Source organism: Rhodococcus sp. NPDC080181 (genome assembly GCF_040702225.1).
GTDB classification, from domain to species: Bacteria; Actinomycetota; Actinomycetes; order Mycobacteriales; family Mycobacteriaceae; genus Rhodococcoides; species Rhodococcoides fascians.
The window spans coordinates 1-17795 of the sequence record NZ_JBFBKN010000014.1 but is presented as its reverse complement, the minus strand read 5'-3'; the positions used below and the strand labels follow the sequence as shown (position 1 = coordinate 17795).

Below are 17795 nucleotides of genomic sequence, written 5' to 3'. Positions count from 1 at the left end.
AAATTCGGTTCGTCGACCGGATTCGGTTCGTTCGAGGATTGAGGAGGCGCATCGTGGCGCACGAGAGAGCTGGAACCACTGCACTGCCGGAGGATCTGGTGGATCTCTCGCAACTCGTCACGGCGTACTACTCGCGCATTCCGGACGTGTCGGAGCCGAGTCAGCAGGTCGTGTTCGGGACCTCGGGTCATCGAGGTTCGAGCCTGGATTCGGCGTTCAACGAGGCGCACATCGTCGCCACCACGCAGGCCATCGTGGAATATCGTTCCGCGCAAGGCATCACCGGGCCACTGTTCATCGGTCGAGACACCCATGCATTGTCCGAGCCCGCGTGGACGACGGCTCTGGAGGTGTTGGCAGCCAACGACGTCGACGTTCTGGTGGACTCGGGGGATCGCTACACCCCGACGCCCGCCGTCAGTCATGCCATTCTCCGGTACAACGAGTCGGGGCCGACCGCGAAAGCCGACGGCATCGTGGTCACACCGTCCCACAATCCGCCGCGTGACGGCGGGTTCAAGTACAACCCTCCGCACGGTGGACCGGCCGACAGCGATGCGACGTCGGTGATCGCTGCCCGCGCCAACGAGCTTCTGCGCGAGGGCATTACCGGTATCAAGCGTGTGACTCTCGCGCAGGCGTTCGCGGGAAGCGTCTCGCGGTACGACTTCCTCGGCACCTACGTGGACGACCTCCCGAATGTGCTCGATCTCGATGCGATCCGCGCCGCCGGAGTTCGCATCGGTGCGGATCCGCTCGGCGGTGCCAGTGTCGACTACTGGGATGCGATCGCCGAACGACACAACCTCGATCTGACCGTCGTCAATCCGTTGGTCGACGGCACGTTCCGCTTCATGACGTTGGACACGGACGGCAAGATCAGAATGGACTGCTCGTCGCCGAACGCGATGGCATCACTGATCGCAGCCCGGGATCGATTCGACATCGCCACGGGCAACGACGCCGACTCCGATCGACACGGCATCGTCACTCCCGACAGTGGTCTGATGAACCCCAATCACTACCTCGCGGTCGCGATCGACTATCTGTTCACCCACCGACCCGGGTGGTCACCGACCGCGGCAGTCGGCAAGACGCTGGTGAGTTCCTCCATGATCGATCGCGTCGTCGCCGGTCTCGGACGAAAGCTGCTCGAGGTCCCGGTCGGGTTCAAGTGGTTCGTGCCGGGCCTGCTGGACGGCGAGCTCGGCTTCGGCGGCGAGGAGAGCGCCGGTGCCTCGTTCCTGCGGCACGACGGGCGAGTGTGGACCACGGACAAGGACGGAATCATTCTGGCGCTGTTGGCCTCGGAGATCACCGCGGTCACCGGATCGACACCGTCGCAACGCTACGCAGAATTCACAGCCGAGTACGGCGATCCGTCGTACGCCCGAGTCGACGCCCCGGCAACCAGGGAGCAGAAGGCTGTGCTCGCCAAGTTGTCGCCCGACCAGATCACCGCCACCGAATTGGCGGGGGAGCCGATCACCGCGACGCTGACCGAGGCTCCCGGAAACGGGGCCGCACTGGGTGGGCTGAAGGTGACAACGGAGAGCGCCTGGTTCGCAGCTCGTCCGTCGGGAACCGAGGACGTCTACAAGATCTACGCGGAGTCGTTCCAGGGCAAGGAACACCTCGCCGAGGTCCAGGCTGCAGCACGTGAATTGGTCTCGTCCGCTCTCGAGAGCTCGTGACCGACTCACCGACACCCGACCACGACAGCCCGGCCCCCGAGCCGGCATTCCAACCCGGAGGCAAACTCCCACCGGAGATCTGGGTACTGGTCTCGGCAGCGTTCGTCATCGCCCTCGGATTCGGCATCGTCGCGCCTGCCCTGCCGCAGTTCGCTCGAGAATTCGGCGTCGGATACACGGCCGCGTCGGCAGTGATCAGTGCCTTCGCTCTCATGCGGTTGCTGTTCGCGCCTGCGAGCGGCGCTCTGGTTCAGCGGCTCGGCGAACGACCCGTCTACCTGATCGGACTGTTGATCGTGGCGGTCTCCACCGGTGCGTGCGCTCTGGCTCAGACGTACTGGCAGCTGCTGGTGTTTCGCGGACTCGGCGGGATCGGGTCGACGATGTTCTCGGTGTCTGCTCTCGGACTGCTGATCAGAATCAGTCCACCTACCAGTAGAGGCCGCATCTCCGGGCTGTACGCGACCGCTTTCTTGCTGGGAACCATCGGTGGTCCGCTCGTCGGCGGCGCGCTCGTCGGTTTCGGTCTGCGGGTGCCGTTCGTCATCTATGCCGTGGCTCTGGTGATCGCCGCTGCCGTCGTGTACTTCACCCTCGGCAATTCCGATCTGGTCAAGCCGGAGAAGGGAACTGCGCCGCCGACGATGTCGTTGCTCGCTGCTCTGCGAATCCCGTCCTATCGGGCCGCCCTGGCGTCGAATTTCGCAAACGGATGGGCCGTGTTCGGTGTCCGGGTGGCGCTGGTGCCGTTGTTCGTCGTCGAGGCAATGCAGCGGTCCGAGGTGTTCGTCGGGATTGCTCTCACGGTGTTCGCAGTGGGTAACGCACTGGTTCTCACCACTGCCGGTCGCCTGTCCGACGTACGCGGACGCAAACCGTTCATGCTGGGCGGTTTGGCGGTGTGCGGCCTGGGAACGGTCGTGATGGGCTATGTCCACGATCCGGTGTTGTTCCTCGCGGTGTCGTTGATCGCCGGAATCGGATCGGGCCTGATGAGTCCTGCCCAGCAGGCCTCGGTCGCCGACGTGATCGGCTCCAAGGCGCGTGGAGGACCCGTGCTGGCTGCCTTCCAGATGGCGTCCGACGTGGGCGCTGTGATCGGCCCGATCGTGGCCGGAATGATCGTGGAACGGGTCTCGTTCGGTCCGGCTTTCGCCGTGACGGGCGCACTGCTTCTACTGGCGGGATTGTGGTGGTCGCGCGTTCCGGACACCCTCGAGCGCGAGCGCAGCTGACGGATACGTCCGTAGTATTCGCTCTGTGAGCGAGAAGAAGACATCCAGCACGAAACACACTCCGCAGGCCTCGTCGAATACCGTGACGTACGTTCTGGGCGGTATTGCATTCCTCGTGGTGGTCGCGGTCGTCGTGGTAGCGATCCTGTGGCAGCGAGGCAGCGACGCGCCCCGGAACGACGGGTACGGATCGGTCAAGAATCCCGAGGTCGAATTGTCGTTGCCGGGAGACGGTGTCGTCGTATTGGCTCGTCCGGGCGCGCAGCGCGTCCTCGATATCTACGAGGACCCGATGTGCCCATTCTGCAGTGATCTCGAGGTGAAGCACGGCCAGGAATTGGCTCAGAAGATCGACGACGGCATTGTCTCGGTCAACTACCACCTGATCAATTTCCTCGATGCGAGCTCGGCCTCGGGTGACTATTCGACGCGGGCCGTTGCGGCGTCGCACTGCGTGGCCGCCACCGAGAATGCGCGGGTCTACTCGGCTTTCCACGCCGCGCTGTTCGACCCGGAATTCCAGCCGGAGGAAGGAAGCGACTCCGACCGAACCGATGCCGAGCTGGCGGAGCTGGCAACGTCGAACGGAGCGAGCGATCTTGCGGTGGAGTGCATCACCACGGGCGCTCAGCGTGACGCAGCGGTGGCGGACGCGACGACCGGTCGGGACGCCTTGGCCGCATCGGGCGCACGCGGAACTCCGGGTGTTCTGGTGGACGGACAGGTGGTCGACGCGCTGGGCGACTCGGAATGGCTGGCTACGGTCGGCTGATCGGGGTCGAGCGCGGGGGCCCGTACCGGAGCATCGAGTACGGGCCGCACCAGCTGATTTGTTGCTGCCGCGAGCGATGGTGTAACTTCGTTCGAGCAACCGCATGAGCGGGAGCACGCAGTACTCGGGGCTATGGCGCAGCTGGTAGCGCACCACACTGGCAGTGTGGGGGTCAGGGGTTCGAGTCCCCTTAGCTCCACCGAGAAAGCAAAAGCGCCGCCCATCGGGCGGCGCTTTTGTTGTGTCTATGGCTTCGGCCACCGAATCGGCGTCTGCAGATTGGGTCCTGAGACGCCGATTCGGAAGGCGGGGGTCAGTGAGCTGCGTCGAACGCCTGCTCCACTTCGGCGGGTATTCTTCCGCGCGCAGAAATGTTGTGGCCGTTCGCCTTCGCCCATTCTCTGATGGCTTTGGTCTGATGGCGTCGCGCTTCGCCCCGGTGGCCGGGGAACTCGACTTCTTCTGTCGCTTTCCGCCCACCTTCGTCGAGTGCTCGATGTAATAGTCGAGCTTGCGGTGGAATTCTTTGGCGTTCTTGTCGCTCAGATCGATTTCGTAGCTGACTCCGTTGACCGAATAGGTTATGTGTTCGCCACCGGATTCGATCGGTTTTTCGTCGATGTCATCGACTAGTTGCACATAGACTTTTCTGGCCATGCTGAAGCTCTCCAATGGTGCAGGGAATGATGCGGGGGGATGTCCAGATCGAACTGTGTCGACTATACGGCCGAACAATGTGTATATCCATGCTGGCCGATCGATTGTTACCGGTTTCGCAGCATTGCCACAGAATCTGCAGATGTATTCGTCGAAACCGACGTGGCGCAGGCATTAAGTGTGTGCGCAGTGCGAGGGATCGCTGTTGCGGTGAACAAAGACAAACTGTCCGGTATTCATAGGAAATTCGTTCTCGGGGTCGGTTCGAGCCGGCGGCCGGTTTCGGAGTTTCGCGGCACTTGTGTCGCCGTCGTGGGAAACATGAGAAGGCTGGGCAGATCGCAACGGATCGATCACGAAATGCACTCCTTTGGCTAACGAAATTCGATCAGGGACTCGAATGGATCGATCTCTGGTTCACTCGAGCAGCAAGTGTCCGTTGTGACGCACGGTAGCTCCTGATGCCAATGGGAACCGCGTGGCTCGACGGCGTCCGAGGTGCCGAGAGGGGAGTGGCGCGACCGGCTCCACCGGAGCGCCCACGAGTCGATGAAATCTTCACGAACAGCCGGGTCGGCTGCGGTGACGCTGATGTGCGCAGGTCTACTGAGTGCTGGAGCGCTCGTCGGCGCACCGGTATCGGCCGACCCGTCCGCGCCCGCCACTGCGCCGTCGGCGACACCCGGCACGGAATCGGCCGGACGAGAGTTGACGGGAAAGACGGTCTTCCTCGATCCGGGTCACCAGGGCACAGCTCACTCGGAGAATCTGCAACGGCAGGTCGACGACGGGCGCGGCGGTACCAAGGATTGCCAGACCACGGGCATGACCACGGTGGACGGGGTGCCGGAGCACACCATCAACTGGAAGGTCTCGGAGCTGGTTCGGTCCAGTCTGGAGAGTCTCGGTGCGACGGTGAAGACCAGCCGCGTCGACGACACCGGGTGGGGCGGGTGCGTCGACGATCGGGCTCGCGCTGCCAGCGCGTCCGGAGCCGATGTGGCCGTCAGCATTCATGCGGACTCGACGAGCACGACGACCGACACCGACAAGCACGGATTCCATCTGATCGTGCCGACACTGCCGATTCCGAATGCGGCGGCCGATGCGGCTCAGTCGGAGGGCGGGCGCTCGGCCTCGAAGCTGATGAGAGATTCCTACGTTCGCGCCGGGTTCGATCCCGCCAATTACTCGGGCGTCGTCGACGGGATCCAGGAACGATCCGACGTCGCGGGGCCCGCACTGACGACTGTTCCGTTGGTGTTCGTCGAGATGGGCAATGGTTCCAACCCGGACGACGCGGCGGTGCTGGAGAGCTCGGACGGTCAGGTGAAGCATGCGATCGCCATCTCCACCGGCATCATCGACTATCTCCTCGGAGCCGAGGCTGCCTCGTCGCCGGACGTCGCAGTTCCCACCGCCTCTGCGCCGACACCGACGAGCGCGACTGTCCCCGCAGCTACGTCGACGTCCGTAGCGGGTCGTAGTGCCTTGTCTCGACTGCTCGAAAGCGTCTCGCCGTATGTCGAATCGTTCGGTGTCGACGGGTTGAAGGGATTGGTGACCGACGAGAACGTCAGCAGCGTCTCCACCTTCGCTCGAGGCCTCCTGAATCGAATTGTCGCCGCCCGGTAGTCTCGACCGGCGTGGCGCGTCGACGAATTCCGGTGGTGATCGTTGCCGGCTTTCTGGGTGCCGGCAAGACCACTCTGCTCAATCATCTGTTGCGCAACGATGCGGGAATTCGGATCGGCGTCGTGGTCAACGATTTCGGTGCGATCAACATCGATTCCATGCTCGTTGCAGGACAGGTCGATTCGATGGTGTCACTGGGCAACGGATGCATCTGCTGTGCGGTGGACATCACTGACATGGACGCGATGTTCGATGCGCTGGCTCACCGCCGTTCGGCCATAGACGTGATCGTGGTGGAGGCCAGCGGATTGGCGGAGCCACGGAATCTCATTCGAATGGTGCGCGGCAGCGAGAACGAGTTCATCGTGTACGGCGGATTGGTGGGAGTCGTCGACGCAGTCGAATTCGCGGATACCCGCACCCTGCATCCCGAAATCGATCAGCATCTGCAATTGGCGGATCTGGTGGTACTGAACAAGTCCGACGCCGTCGAGGATTCGGAGCGCTCTGCGGTGGTGTCGACGGTTCGGTCCATTGTCGGCGACGTCCCTGTCGCAGCTGTGTCGTTCGGACGCGTCGATCCTCTGTTGTTGTTCGACCGGCCCCAGAACGGGCCGGTCGAATCCGCACTACCCGTGCAATTGTCCTTCGACGAACTTCTCCGCGAGCACCTCGACGACGACAGCTGCCACGAGCACGGACACCACCGACACCTGCATGCGCAGTACTCGCATACCGAGTTCGTCAGCACTGCAGCGATGGAGCCGCGTCGGCTGATCGCATTTCTCGAGAACCCGACCGGAAACCTCTACCGCATCAAGGGTGTCGTGCATTTCGACCTGCCGGGACACCAGCAGAAGTTCATCGTGCAGACGGTGGGGCGACACATTCGGTTCGAGAGTGCAGCGTGGTCACGGGATGAAGCCCAGCAGACATCACTGGTGCTGATCGGCACCGAACTCGATGCGGACGCGGTCGAACATCGACTGCGGGCCTGCGTGCGCGGCCCTGACGACGCAGTCGACGCCTCGGCCATGTTGCCGGTCCATCGATACCTCGAGCCGGCGTAGGTCTTCTACAGTCCGACCCATTCGGTGCGCCCGCCTTCGAAGCCCTGCCGTTTCCAGATGGGTACCTCGGCCTTGATGCGTTCGACCAGTCGGGCGCACGCCTCGAACGCCTCGGCGCGATGAGCCGATCCGACTGCGGCCACAAGTGCGAGATCGCCGACCCGCAAGTCCCCGACGCGATGCACGGCAGCGACCGCAAGACCGGTTTCGGACGAGACCTCCGAGCAGCATCGGCTCAAGAAGCGTTCCGCATCGGGGTGGGCGCGGTATTCGAGAGTTTCCACGGCGTGGCCACCGTCGTGGTCACGAACGATTCCGCTGAACAGCACCACGGCGCCGTGGTGCGAATCCTGTACCGCGGCTTCTACTTCGGCGGTCGTCAGCGGCTCGTTCGAGATGCGGGCGACGAGTTCAGTCATCGTGGGGTCCTCCTCCTGAGATCTGGGCGAGTACATGATCGAGGAGCGGATCGAGAACGGCCAAGCCGTCTTTCACGCCTCCCGGTGATCCGGGCAAGTTGACGACGAGGGTACGTCCGATCAACCCGGACACTCCGCGACTCAGCACCGCGTGAGGCGTCGCGGAGGTTCCCTTGGTGCGGATCTGGTCTGCTATTCCTGGCATCTCGATGTCGAGCAGTGCCGCCGTGGCCTCCGGAGTTGCATCGGTAGGGGAGACGCCGGTTCCGCCGGTCGAGATGATCAGCGACGGCTCGCCGCGTAGCGAGTCGCGCAGCCCGGCCTCGATGTCGGCATCGGCGTACACCAGCGGGCCACGCACCGCGAAGCCCCGATCGGTCAGCCAGGACGCGATGGACGGGCCGGTGGTGTCCGGGCGGGTCCCGCGAGCACCGCCGGTGGAGGCCACGAGCACGACCGCCGACTTCGTCCCCTCCGACGGCCGAGCGTCGTCGTCGGGGGCGGTCGCCTTCGCATCACGCTGCCAATGCCCGTGCTTACCACCGTCTTTGGTGATCAGCCGGACGCCGTTCATCGTCGCACCCGGGTCGACCGCCTTGACCATGTCGTGCAGAGTCAACCCGGCAACCGCGACGGCGGTGAGGGCTTCCATCTCGACGCCGGTTCTACCGGTCGTGCGGGCGGTGGCCTCGACCGTGATGGAGGTGTCGGTGAATCCGAAGGAGATCTTGACCGACGAGAGCGCGAGTTGATGGCACAGCGGAATCAGATCGGACGTGCGCTTGGCAGCCGAGATACCGGCGATCCGAGCGGTCGCCAGCACATCGGCCTTCGGCATGCCGTCCGCCTGCACCAACCCGATGACCTCGGGCGTGGTGACGAACTCGCCTGCCGCCACAGCCGTTCTTGAGGTCTCTTTCTTGTGCGCCACATCGACCATGCGGGCGCGGCCCTCGTCGTCGAGGTGCGACAGGGGGTTCTGCGGAACTTCGGTGGTCACAGCGGCCATACCTCCACGGGTGATCCTGCGGCGAGTTCGGTTGTCTCGGCGGCGATGTCGATGAGCACGTCGGCCCACGCCAGTGCGGCCACCAGGTGGGACCCAGGTCCGGCGACCAGTTCGACCCGGCCGTCGTCACGCAATTTCCCGCGGAGCAGTTGACGCCTGCCCGGCGGCGAGATGATCGACTGGAACAGAGTCGCAGGGCCCGACAAGACCGGTGGCAGGCCGGCCGATCGCCGAACGATGTTGCGCGCGAACATGATGTACGACACCACGGTGCTGACGGGGTTGCCGGGGAAACTCAGGACCGGGGTCCCGTCGAACATCGTGATGCCCTGCGGTCCACCCGGTTGCATCCGAACCGATCCGAACTGTCCACCCAGCGGCGCGAGAACGTCCTTGACCACCTCGAAGTCGCCCATCGACACTCCACCGGAGGTGATGATGAGCTCCGCCGATTCGGCTGCGGAGGTGAGGATGCTTCGGAAGCGTTCCGGATCGTCGGTGCTGCGTGCGACGGTGACCACGTCGGCACCGCTCGCGCGCAGGTGCGCGGCAAGAGTGATGCCGTTCGAGTCGAAGATCTGACCGGGCGAGAGCGTCTCGCCTGCGTCGGCCAACTCTGCTCCGGTGGTCACCACGGCCACCCGAGGACGCGACCGTACGTCGACGGTGGCCAGTCCGACGGCCGCGAGAACCGAGATGTGCCGGGGCTCGAGCACTCTGCCCGCGTCGATCAGGACCGTTCCCGCGCGTACGTCGCTACCCTGTTCGCGCACGAATTCGCCAGCGACGCGGGCTCGTTCGACGGTTACCGCACCTGCGGTGGTCACCGTGGTGTCCTCCACGGGGACGATGGCGTCCGCTCCGTCGGGTATCGGTGCGCCGGTCATGATCTTGGCTGCGCTACCGGGCGTGAGCGTCGACGGTCGGGTGGGTCCGGCAGCGATGATCGTCGATACCGGAAGCGTCACGGGCGCAGACTGCACCGAGCGAGAATCGACCGCATAACCGTCCATCTGCGAATTTCGGAACAGAGGTAGATCGACGGGGGAGGTCACGTCGTGGAATGCCACCCGCCCCAGTGCGTCGGCCAGCGGCACTCGTTGGGCTGCTCGGGTGCCCAAGTCTGCGAGCAGCGACTCGATCGCTGCTGCGTGCTCCTCGACGGATACGGCGCTCACAGTGCAGGTCCGGTGATCGCTCGAGTGTGCTCAGCCGTCATGGCTGCCAATCCTAGGCACGCCGACACGACGGGCGCGTGTGGGCTGCGGCATACTGGGTAGACAAGCCGATGTGAGACATGCAGGAACAGACGGATTCGAGGTGTGAGGTGACGGTGGACAGTGTCACGTCCCTCGGGATCCCGCGTATCGGTGCAGCTTCCTCGGGGTCGTCGTTCGGCCCGGTGGACGATCGTCCCGACGTGCCGCATCTGATCGATCGATTCGGGCGGGTGGCACGCGATCTGCGCATCTCGATCACCGAGAAGTGCTCGCTGCGGTGCACGTACTGCATGCCGGAGGAGGGGCTGCCGGCAATTCCCACAGCCGACCTGCTGACAGCTGGCGAGATCGCTCGGGTCGTCTCGGTTGCCGTGCGCCTGTTGGGAATACGCGACGTGCGTTTCACCGGCGGCGAGCCTCTGATGCGTCGAGATCTGGACGAGATCCTTCGTTCGTGCTCCGCTGTGGCGGACGGCGTGCCGTTGTCCATGACCACCAATGCCGTCGGTCTGGAACATCGTGCGCAGGCCCTCGCCGAGGCCGGTCTGACGCGCGTCAACGTGTCGTTGGACTCGGTCGATCGCGAACAGTTCGCGCGCTTGACTCGACGCGATCGTCTGCCGTCGGTGCTGGCCGGCATCCGGGCGGCCAAGAAGGCGGGCATCGGTCCGGTGAAGGTCAATGCCGTACTGATGCGAGATACCCTCTCCGGGTCCGTGGATCTGCTCCGGTGGTGTCTGGACGAGGGGGTCGCGCTTCGATTCATCGAGCAGATGCCACTCGACGCCGATCACGAATGGGCCCGCAACAACATGATCGACGCCCAGACGTTGCTCGACGAGCTGTCCACTGCGTTCGATCTACGTGAAGTGGGTCGCGCCGATCCATCCGCTCCCGCCGAGGAATGGAGCGTGGACGGTACGGAGGCGACCGTGGGAATCATCGCGTCCGTCACGCGCTCGTTCTGCGGCGACTGTGATCGAACGAGGCTCACTGCCGAGGGGACCATCAGGTCCTGCCTGTTCAGTGACGACGAGACGGATCTTCGCGCGGCGCTGCGGGGCGGTGCCACCGATGACGAGTTGGCAGCAGTATGGCGCGGAGCCATGTGGAACAAATGGGCCGGGCACGGCATCGACGCCGAGGGCTTCGTGCCACCGACCCGCAGTATGGGAGCAATCGGTGGTTGAGATACAGCCCAGCACGACCGGTAGTCGAACGATGCAGGTGGAGGTGCGGTACTTCGCGGCCGCCGTCGACGCGTCCGGCTGCGAGTCGGAACACCTCACTCTTCCGGTCGGTTCGACGCTGGGAGAATTGCGCGAGGCCATCCGTTCTCGGTACGGAGCCCCGATGGAACCGATTCTGCGGGTGTCGGCATATCTGGTCGGAGACGAGTTGACCCGCGATCTGGGTCGGTCCGTAGGCCGCAGAGTCGACGTACTGCCGCCGTTCGCCGGCGGCTGATCGTCACCGATCGCCGCCGACGAAGGTCGGTCAGTGACCGTTCTTCCACCAATCGTCGAACGGTGTCACCGGAACGGTTCGCTTGTGCCGCGTCGCGGCGAACATCTTCTCGAGCTTGTCGGCCACTTCCTCGGTGACGTCCTTGCCTTCGAGGTAGTCGTCGATCTGCTCGTATGTCACGCCGAGGGCCTCCTCGTCGGGTAGAGCCGGTCGGTCGTCTTCGAGATCCGCGGTGGGGACTTTGCGCCAGGTACTTTCGGGCGCACCGAGCTCGCGCAGCAGCGCAGCGCCTTGACGCTTGGTCAGGCCGGTCAGTGGCGTCAGATCCACCCCGCCGTCGCCGAACTTGGTGAAGAAGCCGGTGACCGCCTCGGCCGCGTGATCGGTGCCGACGACCACATATCCGAGTTCGCCGGCGATCGCGTACTGGGCGACCATGCGTTGGCGAGCTTTGATGTTGCCGCGCACGAAATCTCGGACCTCGCCGGTTCCCAGAGCCTCTGCGGTCGCAGCGGCTGCGGCATCGGAGGCCTCCTTGATGTTCACCGTCACCGTGCGGTCGGGATCGATGAACTTCAGTGCGATCGCCGCGTCGTCCTCGTCGGCCTGCACACCGTAGGGGAGCCGTACGGCGACGAATTCGGCCTCGTGCCCGTCGGCTCGTAGTTCGGTCACCGCCCGCTGTGCGAGCTTGCCGGTGAGCGTGCTGTCCTGTCCGCCGCTGATCCCGAGTACGAAACCGGAGGCCGGGGTCGACGCGAGGTAGTCCTTGAGGAAGTCCACGCGCCTGCGGACCTCCGTCACCGGATCGATGGTCGACTGTACCGCCAGCTCACGCATGATTCCGGAGCGCAATTCCGAGTTGATGTGTCCCATCCGATCATCCTAATGACGAGTGCGGGTACGCGTTCGGGTCGAGAAGGATGCGTAGTGTCGTTCGACGTGAGCGGATCCACCGATACCTTCGTCAAGCGAGATACCCGCGCGCACCCGGACTTCTTCGAGGCCGAGGCGACGGGACTCGCGTGGCTCGGTGAGACAGGGGTGCCTGTCGTCGGTGTTCTCGATCGCGGACCGACGTTCATCGAACTCGAGCGGTTGACGGCCGCGCGTCCCACCGAGATCGCGGCCCGTCGATTCGGGCGCGCACTGGCCCGGATGCACGACGGCGGCGCGGCCGGATTCGGGGCTCCGCCGAATCGCCCGGACGGCACACCGTTTCCCGGGCAGTTGTTCATCGGCTCGCGGCCCATGACCAACACTGTCCACGCCACGTGGGGTTCGTTCTACGCCGCCGAGCGAGTGCTGCCGTTTCTGCGGATCGCGGTCGACGCCGGAAACGTGACGCAGTCCGAGGCGGCGACCGTCGAGGCGGCGTGCGAGCGGGTGGCGGACGGCGAGTTCGACGATGATGAACCGCCCAGTCGAATCCACGGAGACCTGTGGAACGGCAACGTCTTCTGGACCGATGCGGGTGTCGTGCTCATCGATCCCGCGGCACACGGCGGCCATCGCGAAACGGATCTGGCGATGGCGGCACTGTTCGGCTGTCCTCATCTGGACGCCATGGTCGACGGCTACGAGTCCGTGCACCCGCTGCGGACGGGGTGGCGCGACCGAACCGCCCTCCACCAGTTGCATCCTCTGGCCGTGCATGCGGCCGGACACGGCCGTTCGTACGGAACTGCCTTGCATTCGGCAGCACTGTCGACCCTCGCGACGTGACCGACAACCGCTATGGGACGCGAGTTGCTCTGCGCACCAGATCTTCCCACCCGTCGGCCAGACGATCCATCGTCATTCCGAGGTCTCGGTACTGGTGCAGCACCAACGTGGCTTCCAGGGGGGTGAGCAGCCAGTAGGTGAGAAGTTCCAGGTCTCCCTCCACGCCGGCTGCACGGAGCAAAGACAGAACGTGTGTGAAATTGACCATGTGCGCCGGAGCCGAATACCGAGCGTCGGCCGAGCTTTCCGCGGCCCGCAGCACCTCGCCCTGAACCCTGACGAATTCCAGCCGTGCCCGACCGAACGCGACGAGGCGGTCGATGGGATCGGCACCGGGCCCGAGCGGCGGTTCGCCGAACATGAACGAGCTCTGCAACATCTTCTCGGTGTGATCCAACAGGGCTCGCATCAACCCGGCGCGGTTGCCGAAGCGCCGGAACACGGTGCCTTTGCCGACGCCGGCCCTCGTTGCCACGGCTTCCATGGTGACGGCGTCGGCACCGAGGGTCGCCACCAGCTCCGTCGCGGCGTCGAGGAGCAGCCGGCGGTTGCGGGCAGCGTCACAGCGTTCGGAGTCTTCGCCTACTACGGGCAGCATCGGACCGGTCACCTGTTCAGGGTACCTCGCTGAGGAATACAAGTGGACCGCGGTCCGTTTGGATGGTATGAATTGACACGACGATCACGTCATCCGAACTTTCGAAGGAAGATTTCATGTCAGACGCACACGTACTCGTTCTCGTCGGAAGCCTGCGCGCCGAATCGGTGAACAAGCAGATTGCCGAGACTGCAGTCACCGTCGCACCGGCCGATGCCGAGATCGTGGTCTACGACGGGCTGGGCGACGTTCCCTTCTACAACGAGGACATCGACGTCGACGGCTCCGTGCCTGCGGCCGCCCTCGCACTGCGCGCCGCTGCCGAGAAGGCTTCTGCGCTGCTGTTGGTCACGCCCGAATACAACGGCACCATTCCGGCCGTGCTGAAGAACGCCATCGACTGGCTCTCACGTCCCTACGGTGCCGGTGCCATGGTGGGCAAGCCGGTCGTGGTCATCAGCGCATCGCCGAGCGGCAACGGAGCCAAGTGGGCCCACGAGGACACGAGCAAGGCCGTCCGCATCGCCGGCGGATCCGTACTCGAGGACGTCCAGCTCTCCATCGGCGGCACCATCGACAAGTTCGGGGCCGCTCACCCGCGTGAGAACGCCGAGGTGTCCGGTGAGATCGGCCATGTCGTGGCCGAGTTGGTCAAGGCGTCGAAGGAACTCGTCAGCGCCTGACCGCTTGATGGTATCGGGAATCGTTTTCATGTAGCCTGGTCTCATGAAGGTGAGAAATTCTCTGAAATCGCTCAAGAACAAGCCCGGCGCCCAGGTGGTTCGCCGCCATGGGGTCGTGTTCGTGATCAACAAGAAGGAGCCGCGGTTCAAGGCGCGTCAACGCTGACACTCGCGTGATCCACGTGACGGCCCCTCGGAGCAATTCCGAGGGGCCGTCGTCGTGCGCGGGTGTCTTCGGTGATCGTCACTGCCGGGGTGACGGTCCGTAGTGACGAAAGACACCTCGTTCTGTGACGTCCGACACGCCGATGCGGGGTGAACGAGCATCGGTCGCACGGCCGTGACCAGCGAATACCACGCATGTTGTTCGCAACATCTCGTGTTCTAGGCAGATGGGGGACACTAGGTGTAGTGTTTGACCCGCCGAGAGACCACAACTCGAAGAGCCCGAACGACGTGGGTTCGAGCAGGTCGCAGTCGCCCTGAGCGGGAGATGTTCTCGGTGCCACACGCAGAGCACATCGTCGCCATCGGTGCACCCGACGGCGACAACGGAAAGAGGGACACCATGAGCATCACCGTTTACACCAAGCCCGCCTGCGTCCAGTGCAATGCCACCTACCGCGCCCTCGACAAAGCGGGTATCGAGTACTCCGTCATCGACATCTCGCAGGACCCCGAGGCACGTGACTACGTCATGGCGCTCGGTTACCTGCAGGCCCCCGTCGTCGTCGCCGGTGACGACCACTGGTCCGGTTTCCGCCCGGATCGCATCAAGACCCTCGCGACGAACGCTGCTTGAACAGATCGAGAAAGTGAGTGAGCGGTGAGTTCACAACAGCAGTCCTCGAACTCACTCGTCTACTTCTCCAGCGCGTCGGAGAACACGCACCGTTTCGTATCGAAGTTGGATATCCCCGCGACGCGCATTCCCTTACGAGATCCGGACGGCACGTTTCGCGTCGACTCTCCCTACGTCCTGATCGTGCCGACGTACGGCGGAGGAACGACGTACGCCGGCCGCGACACCAACTACGTCCCCAAGCGTGTGATCAAGTTTCTCAACGACAAGCACAATCGGTCGTTGATCAGAGCCGTCATCGCTGCCGGAAACACCAATTTCGGTGACTCCTTCTGCTTTGCCGGAGACGTCATCTCGCAGAAATGCGCGGTTCCGTATCTCTACCGCTTCGAATTGATGGGCACCCCCGAGGACGTAGTGCGAGTCCGCGAGGGACTCGAAGACTTCTGGGAACGGGAAGTCCGTCGCGCTGCCCACACGCACTGAGCATCAACCACCACAGACCAGTAGGAGCACCGCCGTGGCACCGACCATCACCGACGCAGCACCCGCACCCGCGACCGTTCGCAGCGACGGTGACATGGACTATCACGCGCTCAACGCGATGCTCAATCTCTACGGGCCCAACGGTGAGATCCAGTTCGAGAAGGACCGCGAAGCTGCCAATCAGTACTTCCTGCAGCACGTCAACCAGAACACCGTGTTCTTCCACGACCTGGACGAGAAGCTGGACTACCTGGTCGAGGAGAACTACTACGAGCCCGAGGTTCTGGACCAGTACTCACGTGAGTTCGTGAAGTTCCTGATCAACCACGCGTACTCGAAGAAGTTTCGATTCCCGACCTTCCTCGGCGCGTTCAAGTACTACACCTCCTACACGCTCAAGACGTTCGACGGTAAGCGCTACCTCGAACGCTTCGAGGACCGTGTGTGCATGGTGGCATTGACGCTGGCGGCCGGTGACGAAGCCCTGGCCACCGATCTCGTGGACGAGATCATCGCCGGCCGATTCCAGCCCGCGACGCCCACCTTCCTCAACTCGGGCAAGAAGCAGCGCGGCGAGCCCGTCTCGTGCTTCCTGCTCCGCATCGAAGACAACATGGAGTCCATCGGACGATCCATCAACTCCGCGTTGCAGCTGTCCAAGCGCGGCGGCGGAGTTGCATTGCTGCTGAGCAACATTCGCGAAGCAGGTGCGCCGATCAAGCGGATCGAGAACCAGTCGTCCGGTGTCATCCCGATCATGAAGCTGCTCGAGGATTCGTTCTCGTACGCCAACCAGCTCGGGGCACGCCAGGGCGCGGGCGCGGTATACCTGCACGCGCACCACCCCGATGTGTACAAGTTCCTCGACACCAAGCGTGAGAACGCGGACGAAAAGATCCGCATCAAGACGCTGTCCCTCGGAATCGTCATCCCGGACATCACGTTCGAGCTGGCGAAGAAGAACGAGGACATGTACCTGTTCTCGCCGTACGACGTCGAGCGCATCTACGGAGTGCCGTTCGCCGACATCGACGTCTCGGAGAAGTACTACGAGATGGTCGACGACAAGAGGATTCGCAAGACCAAGATCAAGTCGCGTGAATTCTTCCAGACCCTCGCCGAGCTGCAGTTCGAGTCCGGCTACCCGTACATCATGTACGAGGACACCGTCAATCGTGCGAACCCGGTGAAGGGCAAGATCACTCACTCCAACCTGTGCTCGGAGATTCTCCAGGTCTCGACGCCGTCGACGTTCAACGACGACCTCTCGTACAGCCATGTGGGCAAGGACATCTCGTGCAACCTGGGCTCGCTGAACATTGCCAAGACGATGGATTCGCCCGATTTCGGTAAGACCATCGCGGTGGCGATCCGTGGTCTGACTGCGGTGTCGGATCAGACCCACATCTTCTCGGTACCGTCGATCGAGCAGGGCAACAACGACTCTCACGCGATCGGCCTGGGTCAGATGAACCTGCACGGCTACCTCGCCCGCGAGCGCATTCACTACGGCTCGACCGAGGGAATCGACTTCACCAACATCTACTTCTACACGGTGTTGTTCCACGCCATCCAGGCGTCGAATCAGCTGGCGAAGGCGCGCGGCCAGTACTTCAAGGGTTTCCCGGATTCCAAGTACGCGTCGGGTGAGTTCTTCGACAAGTACACCGACCAGGTGTGGGAGCCTGCGACACCGAAGGTCGCGAAGTTGTTCGCCGACTCCGACGTCGCCATCCCGACCCAGGCCGACTGGGCCGCGCTGAAGGCGTCGGTGCAGGAGTACGGAATCTACAACCAGAACCTGCAGGCCGTTCCGCCGACCGGTTCGATCTCGTACATCAACAACTCGACCTCGTCGATTCACCCGGTGGCGTCGAAGATCGAGATCCGTAAGGAAGGCAAGATCGGCCGCGTCTACTACCCGGCACCGTATCTCGACAACGACAACCTGGATTACTACCAGGATGCGTACGAGATCGGCTACGAGAAGATCATCGACACCTACGCTGCCGCAACGCAACACGTCGATCAGGGCCTGTCGTTGACGCTGTTTTTCAAGGACACGGCCACCACCCGCGACATCAACCGCGCGCAGATCTACGCATGGCGCAAGGGCATCAAGACGCTGTACTACATCCGTCTGCGTCAGATGGCCCTCGAGGGCACCGAGGTCGAGGGCTGCGTCAGCTGCATGCTGTAGGGCTTCGCCGTCGTGCGCGTTTTGCGTACCTGGAGGGGCGCAAAAGACACACGACGCCAGGGGAGGAAACCCCGGCGAGGGAGCGCGGCCCACGGACCAGGGCGGGGGGGGGGGGGGGGAAGA

Annotated in this window: 18 protein-coding genes, 1 tRNA gene and 1 pseudogene; 14 read left to right on the top strand and 6 right to left on the bottom strand. The window is 63.7% G+C overall.

Going from position 1 to position 17795, the window contains the following annotated elements; all coding sequences use genetic code 11:
• Positions 1-53: 53 nt before the first annotated feature.
• The 4 genes from pgm to AB0O58_RS16820 all read left to right on the top strand — a co-directional run bounded on the left by pgm (position 54) and on the right by AB0O58_RS16820 (position 3900).
• The gene (gene pgm, locus AB0O58_RS16835) at positions 54-1694 is read left to right on the top strand and encodes a phosphoglucomutase (alpha-D-glucose-1,6-bisphosphate-dependent) (protein ID WP_027496584.1); all 1641 of its coding nucleotides are present in this window, start codon (positions 54-56) and stop codon (positions 1692-1694) included.
• A gap of 77 nt (positions 1695-1771) precedes the next feature.
• Positions 1772-2929, top strand: a complete 1158-nt coding sequence (locus AB0O58_RS16830) for an MFS transporter (RefSeq protein ID WP_045841964.1) — start codon at positions 1772-1774, stop codon at positions 2927-2929.
• A 25-nt stretch (positions 2930-2954) separates the two neighbouring features.
• The gene (locus AB0O58_RS16825) at positions 2955-3701 is read left to right on the top strand and encodes a DsbA family protein (protein ID WP_032372668.1); all 747 of its coding nucleotides are present in this window, start codon (positions 2955-2957) and stop codon (positions 3699-3701) included.
• Between the two features lie 126 nt (positions 3702-3827).
• Positions 3828-3900 (top strand) — tRNA-Ala (locus AB0O58_RS16820).
• Between the two features lie 114 nt (positions 3901-4014).
• On the opposite strand, the pseudogene AB0O58_RS16815 reads toward AB0O58_RS16820, so the two are convergent.
• Positions 4015-4358: pseudogene (locus tag AB0O58_RS16815) on the bottom strand (Lsr2 family protein).
• Between the two features lie 549 nt (positions 4359-4907).
• Between AB0O58_RS16815 and AB0O58_RS16810 the strand changes: the two are divergent.
• Together AB0O58_RS16810 and AB0O58_RS16805 are read left to right on the top strand one after the other, a co-directional pair.
• Positions 4908-5993 carry an N-acetylmuramoyl-L-alanine amidase gene (locus tag AB0O58_RS16810; protein ID WP_230597463.1) on the top strand — a complete coding sequence of 362 codons (1086 nt, stop codon included), beginning with the start codon at positions 4908-4910 and terminating at the stop codon, positions 5991-5993.
• Positions 5994-6004: 11 nt separating this feature from the next.
• Positions 6005-7063, top strand: a complete 1059-nt coding sequence (locus AB0O58_RS16805) for a CobW family GTP-binding protein (protein ID WP_094622397.1) — start codon at positions 6005-6007, stop codon at positions 7061-7063.
• A 5-nt stretch (positions 7064-7068) separates the two neighbouring features.
• On the opposite strand, the gene AB0O58_RS16800 is transcribed toward AB0O58_RS16805, so the two are convergent.
• The 3 genes from AB0O58_RS16800 to glp are packed head-to-tail and all read right to left on the bottom strand — an operon-like array spanning position 7069 to position 9669.
• On the bottom strand, positions 7069-7482 hold the full coding sequence (locus AB0O58_RS16800; protein WP_027496591.1) for a molybdenum cofactor biosynthesis protein MoaE: 414 nt from the start codon (positions 7480-7482) through the stop codon (positions 7069-7071).
• Positions 7475-8491: a bifunctional molybdenum cofactor biosynthesis protein MoaC/MoaB gene (moaCB, locus tag AB0O58_RS16795; RefSeq protein WP_045841881.1), complete on the bottom strand. Its 1017-nt coding sequence runs from the start codon at positions 8489-8491 to the stop codon at positions 7475-7477. Before moaCB ends, AB0O58_RS16800 begins: the two co-directional genes overlap by 8 nt.
• Positions 8479-9669 carry a gephyrin-like molybdotransferase Glp gene (glp, locus tag AB0O58_RS16790; RefSeq protein WP_032390071.1) on the bottom strand — a complete coding sequence of 397 codons (1191 nt, stop codon included), beginning with the start codon at positions 9667-9669 and terminating at the stop codon, positions 8479-8481. Before glp ends, moaCB begins: the two co-directional genes overlap by 13 nt.
• Before the next feature lie 179 nt (positions 9670-9848).
• Here glp and moaA point away from each other — a divergent pair, with 179 nt between their 5' ends.
• Positions 9849-10901: a GTP 3',8-cyclase MoaA gene (gene moaA / locus AB0O58_RS16785; RefSeq protein ID WP_283549262.1), complete on the top strand. Its 1053-nt coding sequence runs from the start codon at positions 9849-9851 to the stop codon at positions 10899-10901.
• A gap of 31 nt (positions 10902-10932) precedes the next feature.
• Positions 10933-11178 carry a MoaD/ThiS family protein gene (locus AB0O58_RS16780; protein WP_032401382.1) on the top strand — a complete coding sequence of 82 codons (246 nt, stop codon included), beginning with the start codon at positions 10933-10935 and terminating at the stop codon, positions 11176-11178.
• 30 nt (positions 11179-11208) lie between these two features.
• Here the strand turns inward: AB0O58_RS16780 and nadE are convergent, their stop codons facing one another.
• Positions 11209-12054, bottom strand: coding sequence for an ammonia-dependent NAD(+) synthetase (gene nadE / locus AB0O58_RS16775; RefSeq protein WP_032366345.1), 846 nt, complete (start codon positions 12052-12054; stop codon positions 11209-11211).
• Between the two features lie 66 nt (positions 12055-12120).
• Here nadE and AB0O58_RS16770 point away from each other — a divergent pair, with 66 nt between their 5' ends.
• The gene (locus AB0O58_RS16770; protein WP_048320249.1) at positions 12121-12903 is read left to right on the top strand and encodes a fructosamine kinase family protein; all 783 of its coding nucleotides are present in this window, start codon (positions 12121-12123) and stop codon (positions 12901-12903) included.
• 10 nt (positions 12904-12913) lie between these two features.
• Here the strand turns inward: AB0O58_RS16770 and AB0O58_RS16765 are convergent, their stop codons facing one another.
• A complete protein-coding gene (locus tag AB0O58_RS16765) occupies positions 12914-13513 on the bottom strand; it encodes a TetR/AcrR family transcriptional regulator (RefSeq protein ID WP_027496598.1) in 600 nt (199 codons plus the stop codon).
• 104 nt (positions 13514-13617) lie between these two features.
• On the opposite strand from AB0O58_RS16765, the gene AB0O58_RS16760 reads away from it, so the two are divergent.
• From AB0O58_RS16760 to nrdE, 5 genes are all read left to right on the top strand, one after another.
• On the top strand, positions 13618-14184 hold the full coding sequence (locus AB0O58_RS16760) for an NAD(P)H-dependent oxidoreductase (protein WP_094717631.1): 567 nt from the start codon (positions 13618-13620) through the stop codon (positions 14182-14184).
• 43 nt (positions 14185-14227) lie between these two features.
• Positions 14228-14350 (top strand): type B 50S ribosomal protein L36, encoded by a 123-nt coding sequence (gene ykgO / locus AB0O58_RS16755; protein ID WP_027496600.1) that lies wholly within the window; start codon positions 14228-14230, stop codon positions 14348-14350.
• A 402-nt stretch (positions 14351-14752) separates the two neighbouring features.
• On the top strand, positions 14753-14986 hold the full coding sequence (locus tag AB0O58_RS16750) for a redoxin NrdH (RefSeq protein ID WP_027496601.1): 234 nt from the start codon (positions 14753-14755) through the stop codon (positions 14984-14986).
• Positions 14987-15010: 24 nt separating this feature from the next.
• On the top strand, positions 15011-15472 hold the full coding sequence (nrdI, locus tag AB0O58_RS16745) for a class Ib ribonucleoside-diphosphate reductase assembly flavoprotein NrdI (protein ID WP_027496602.1): 462 nt from the start codon (positions 15011-15013) through the stop codon (positions 15470-15472).
• A gap of 94 nt (positions 15473-15566) precedes the next feature.
• On the top strand, positions 15567-17672 hold the full coding sequence (gene nrdE / locus AB0O58_RS16740; protein ID WP_230591982.1) for a class 1b ribonucleoside-diphosphate reductase subunit alpha: 2106 nt from the start codon (positions 15567-15569) through the stop codon (positions 17670-17672).
• Positions 17673-17795 lie beyond the last annotated feature (123 nt).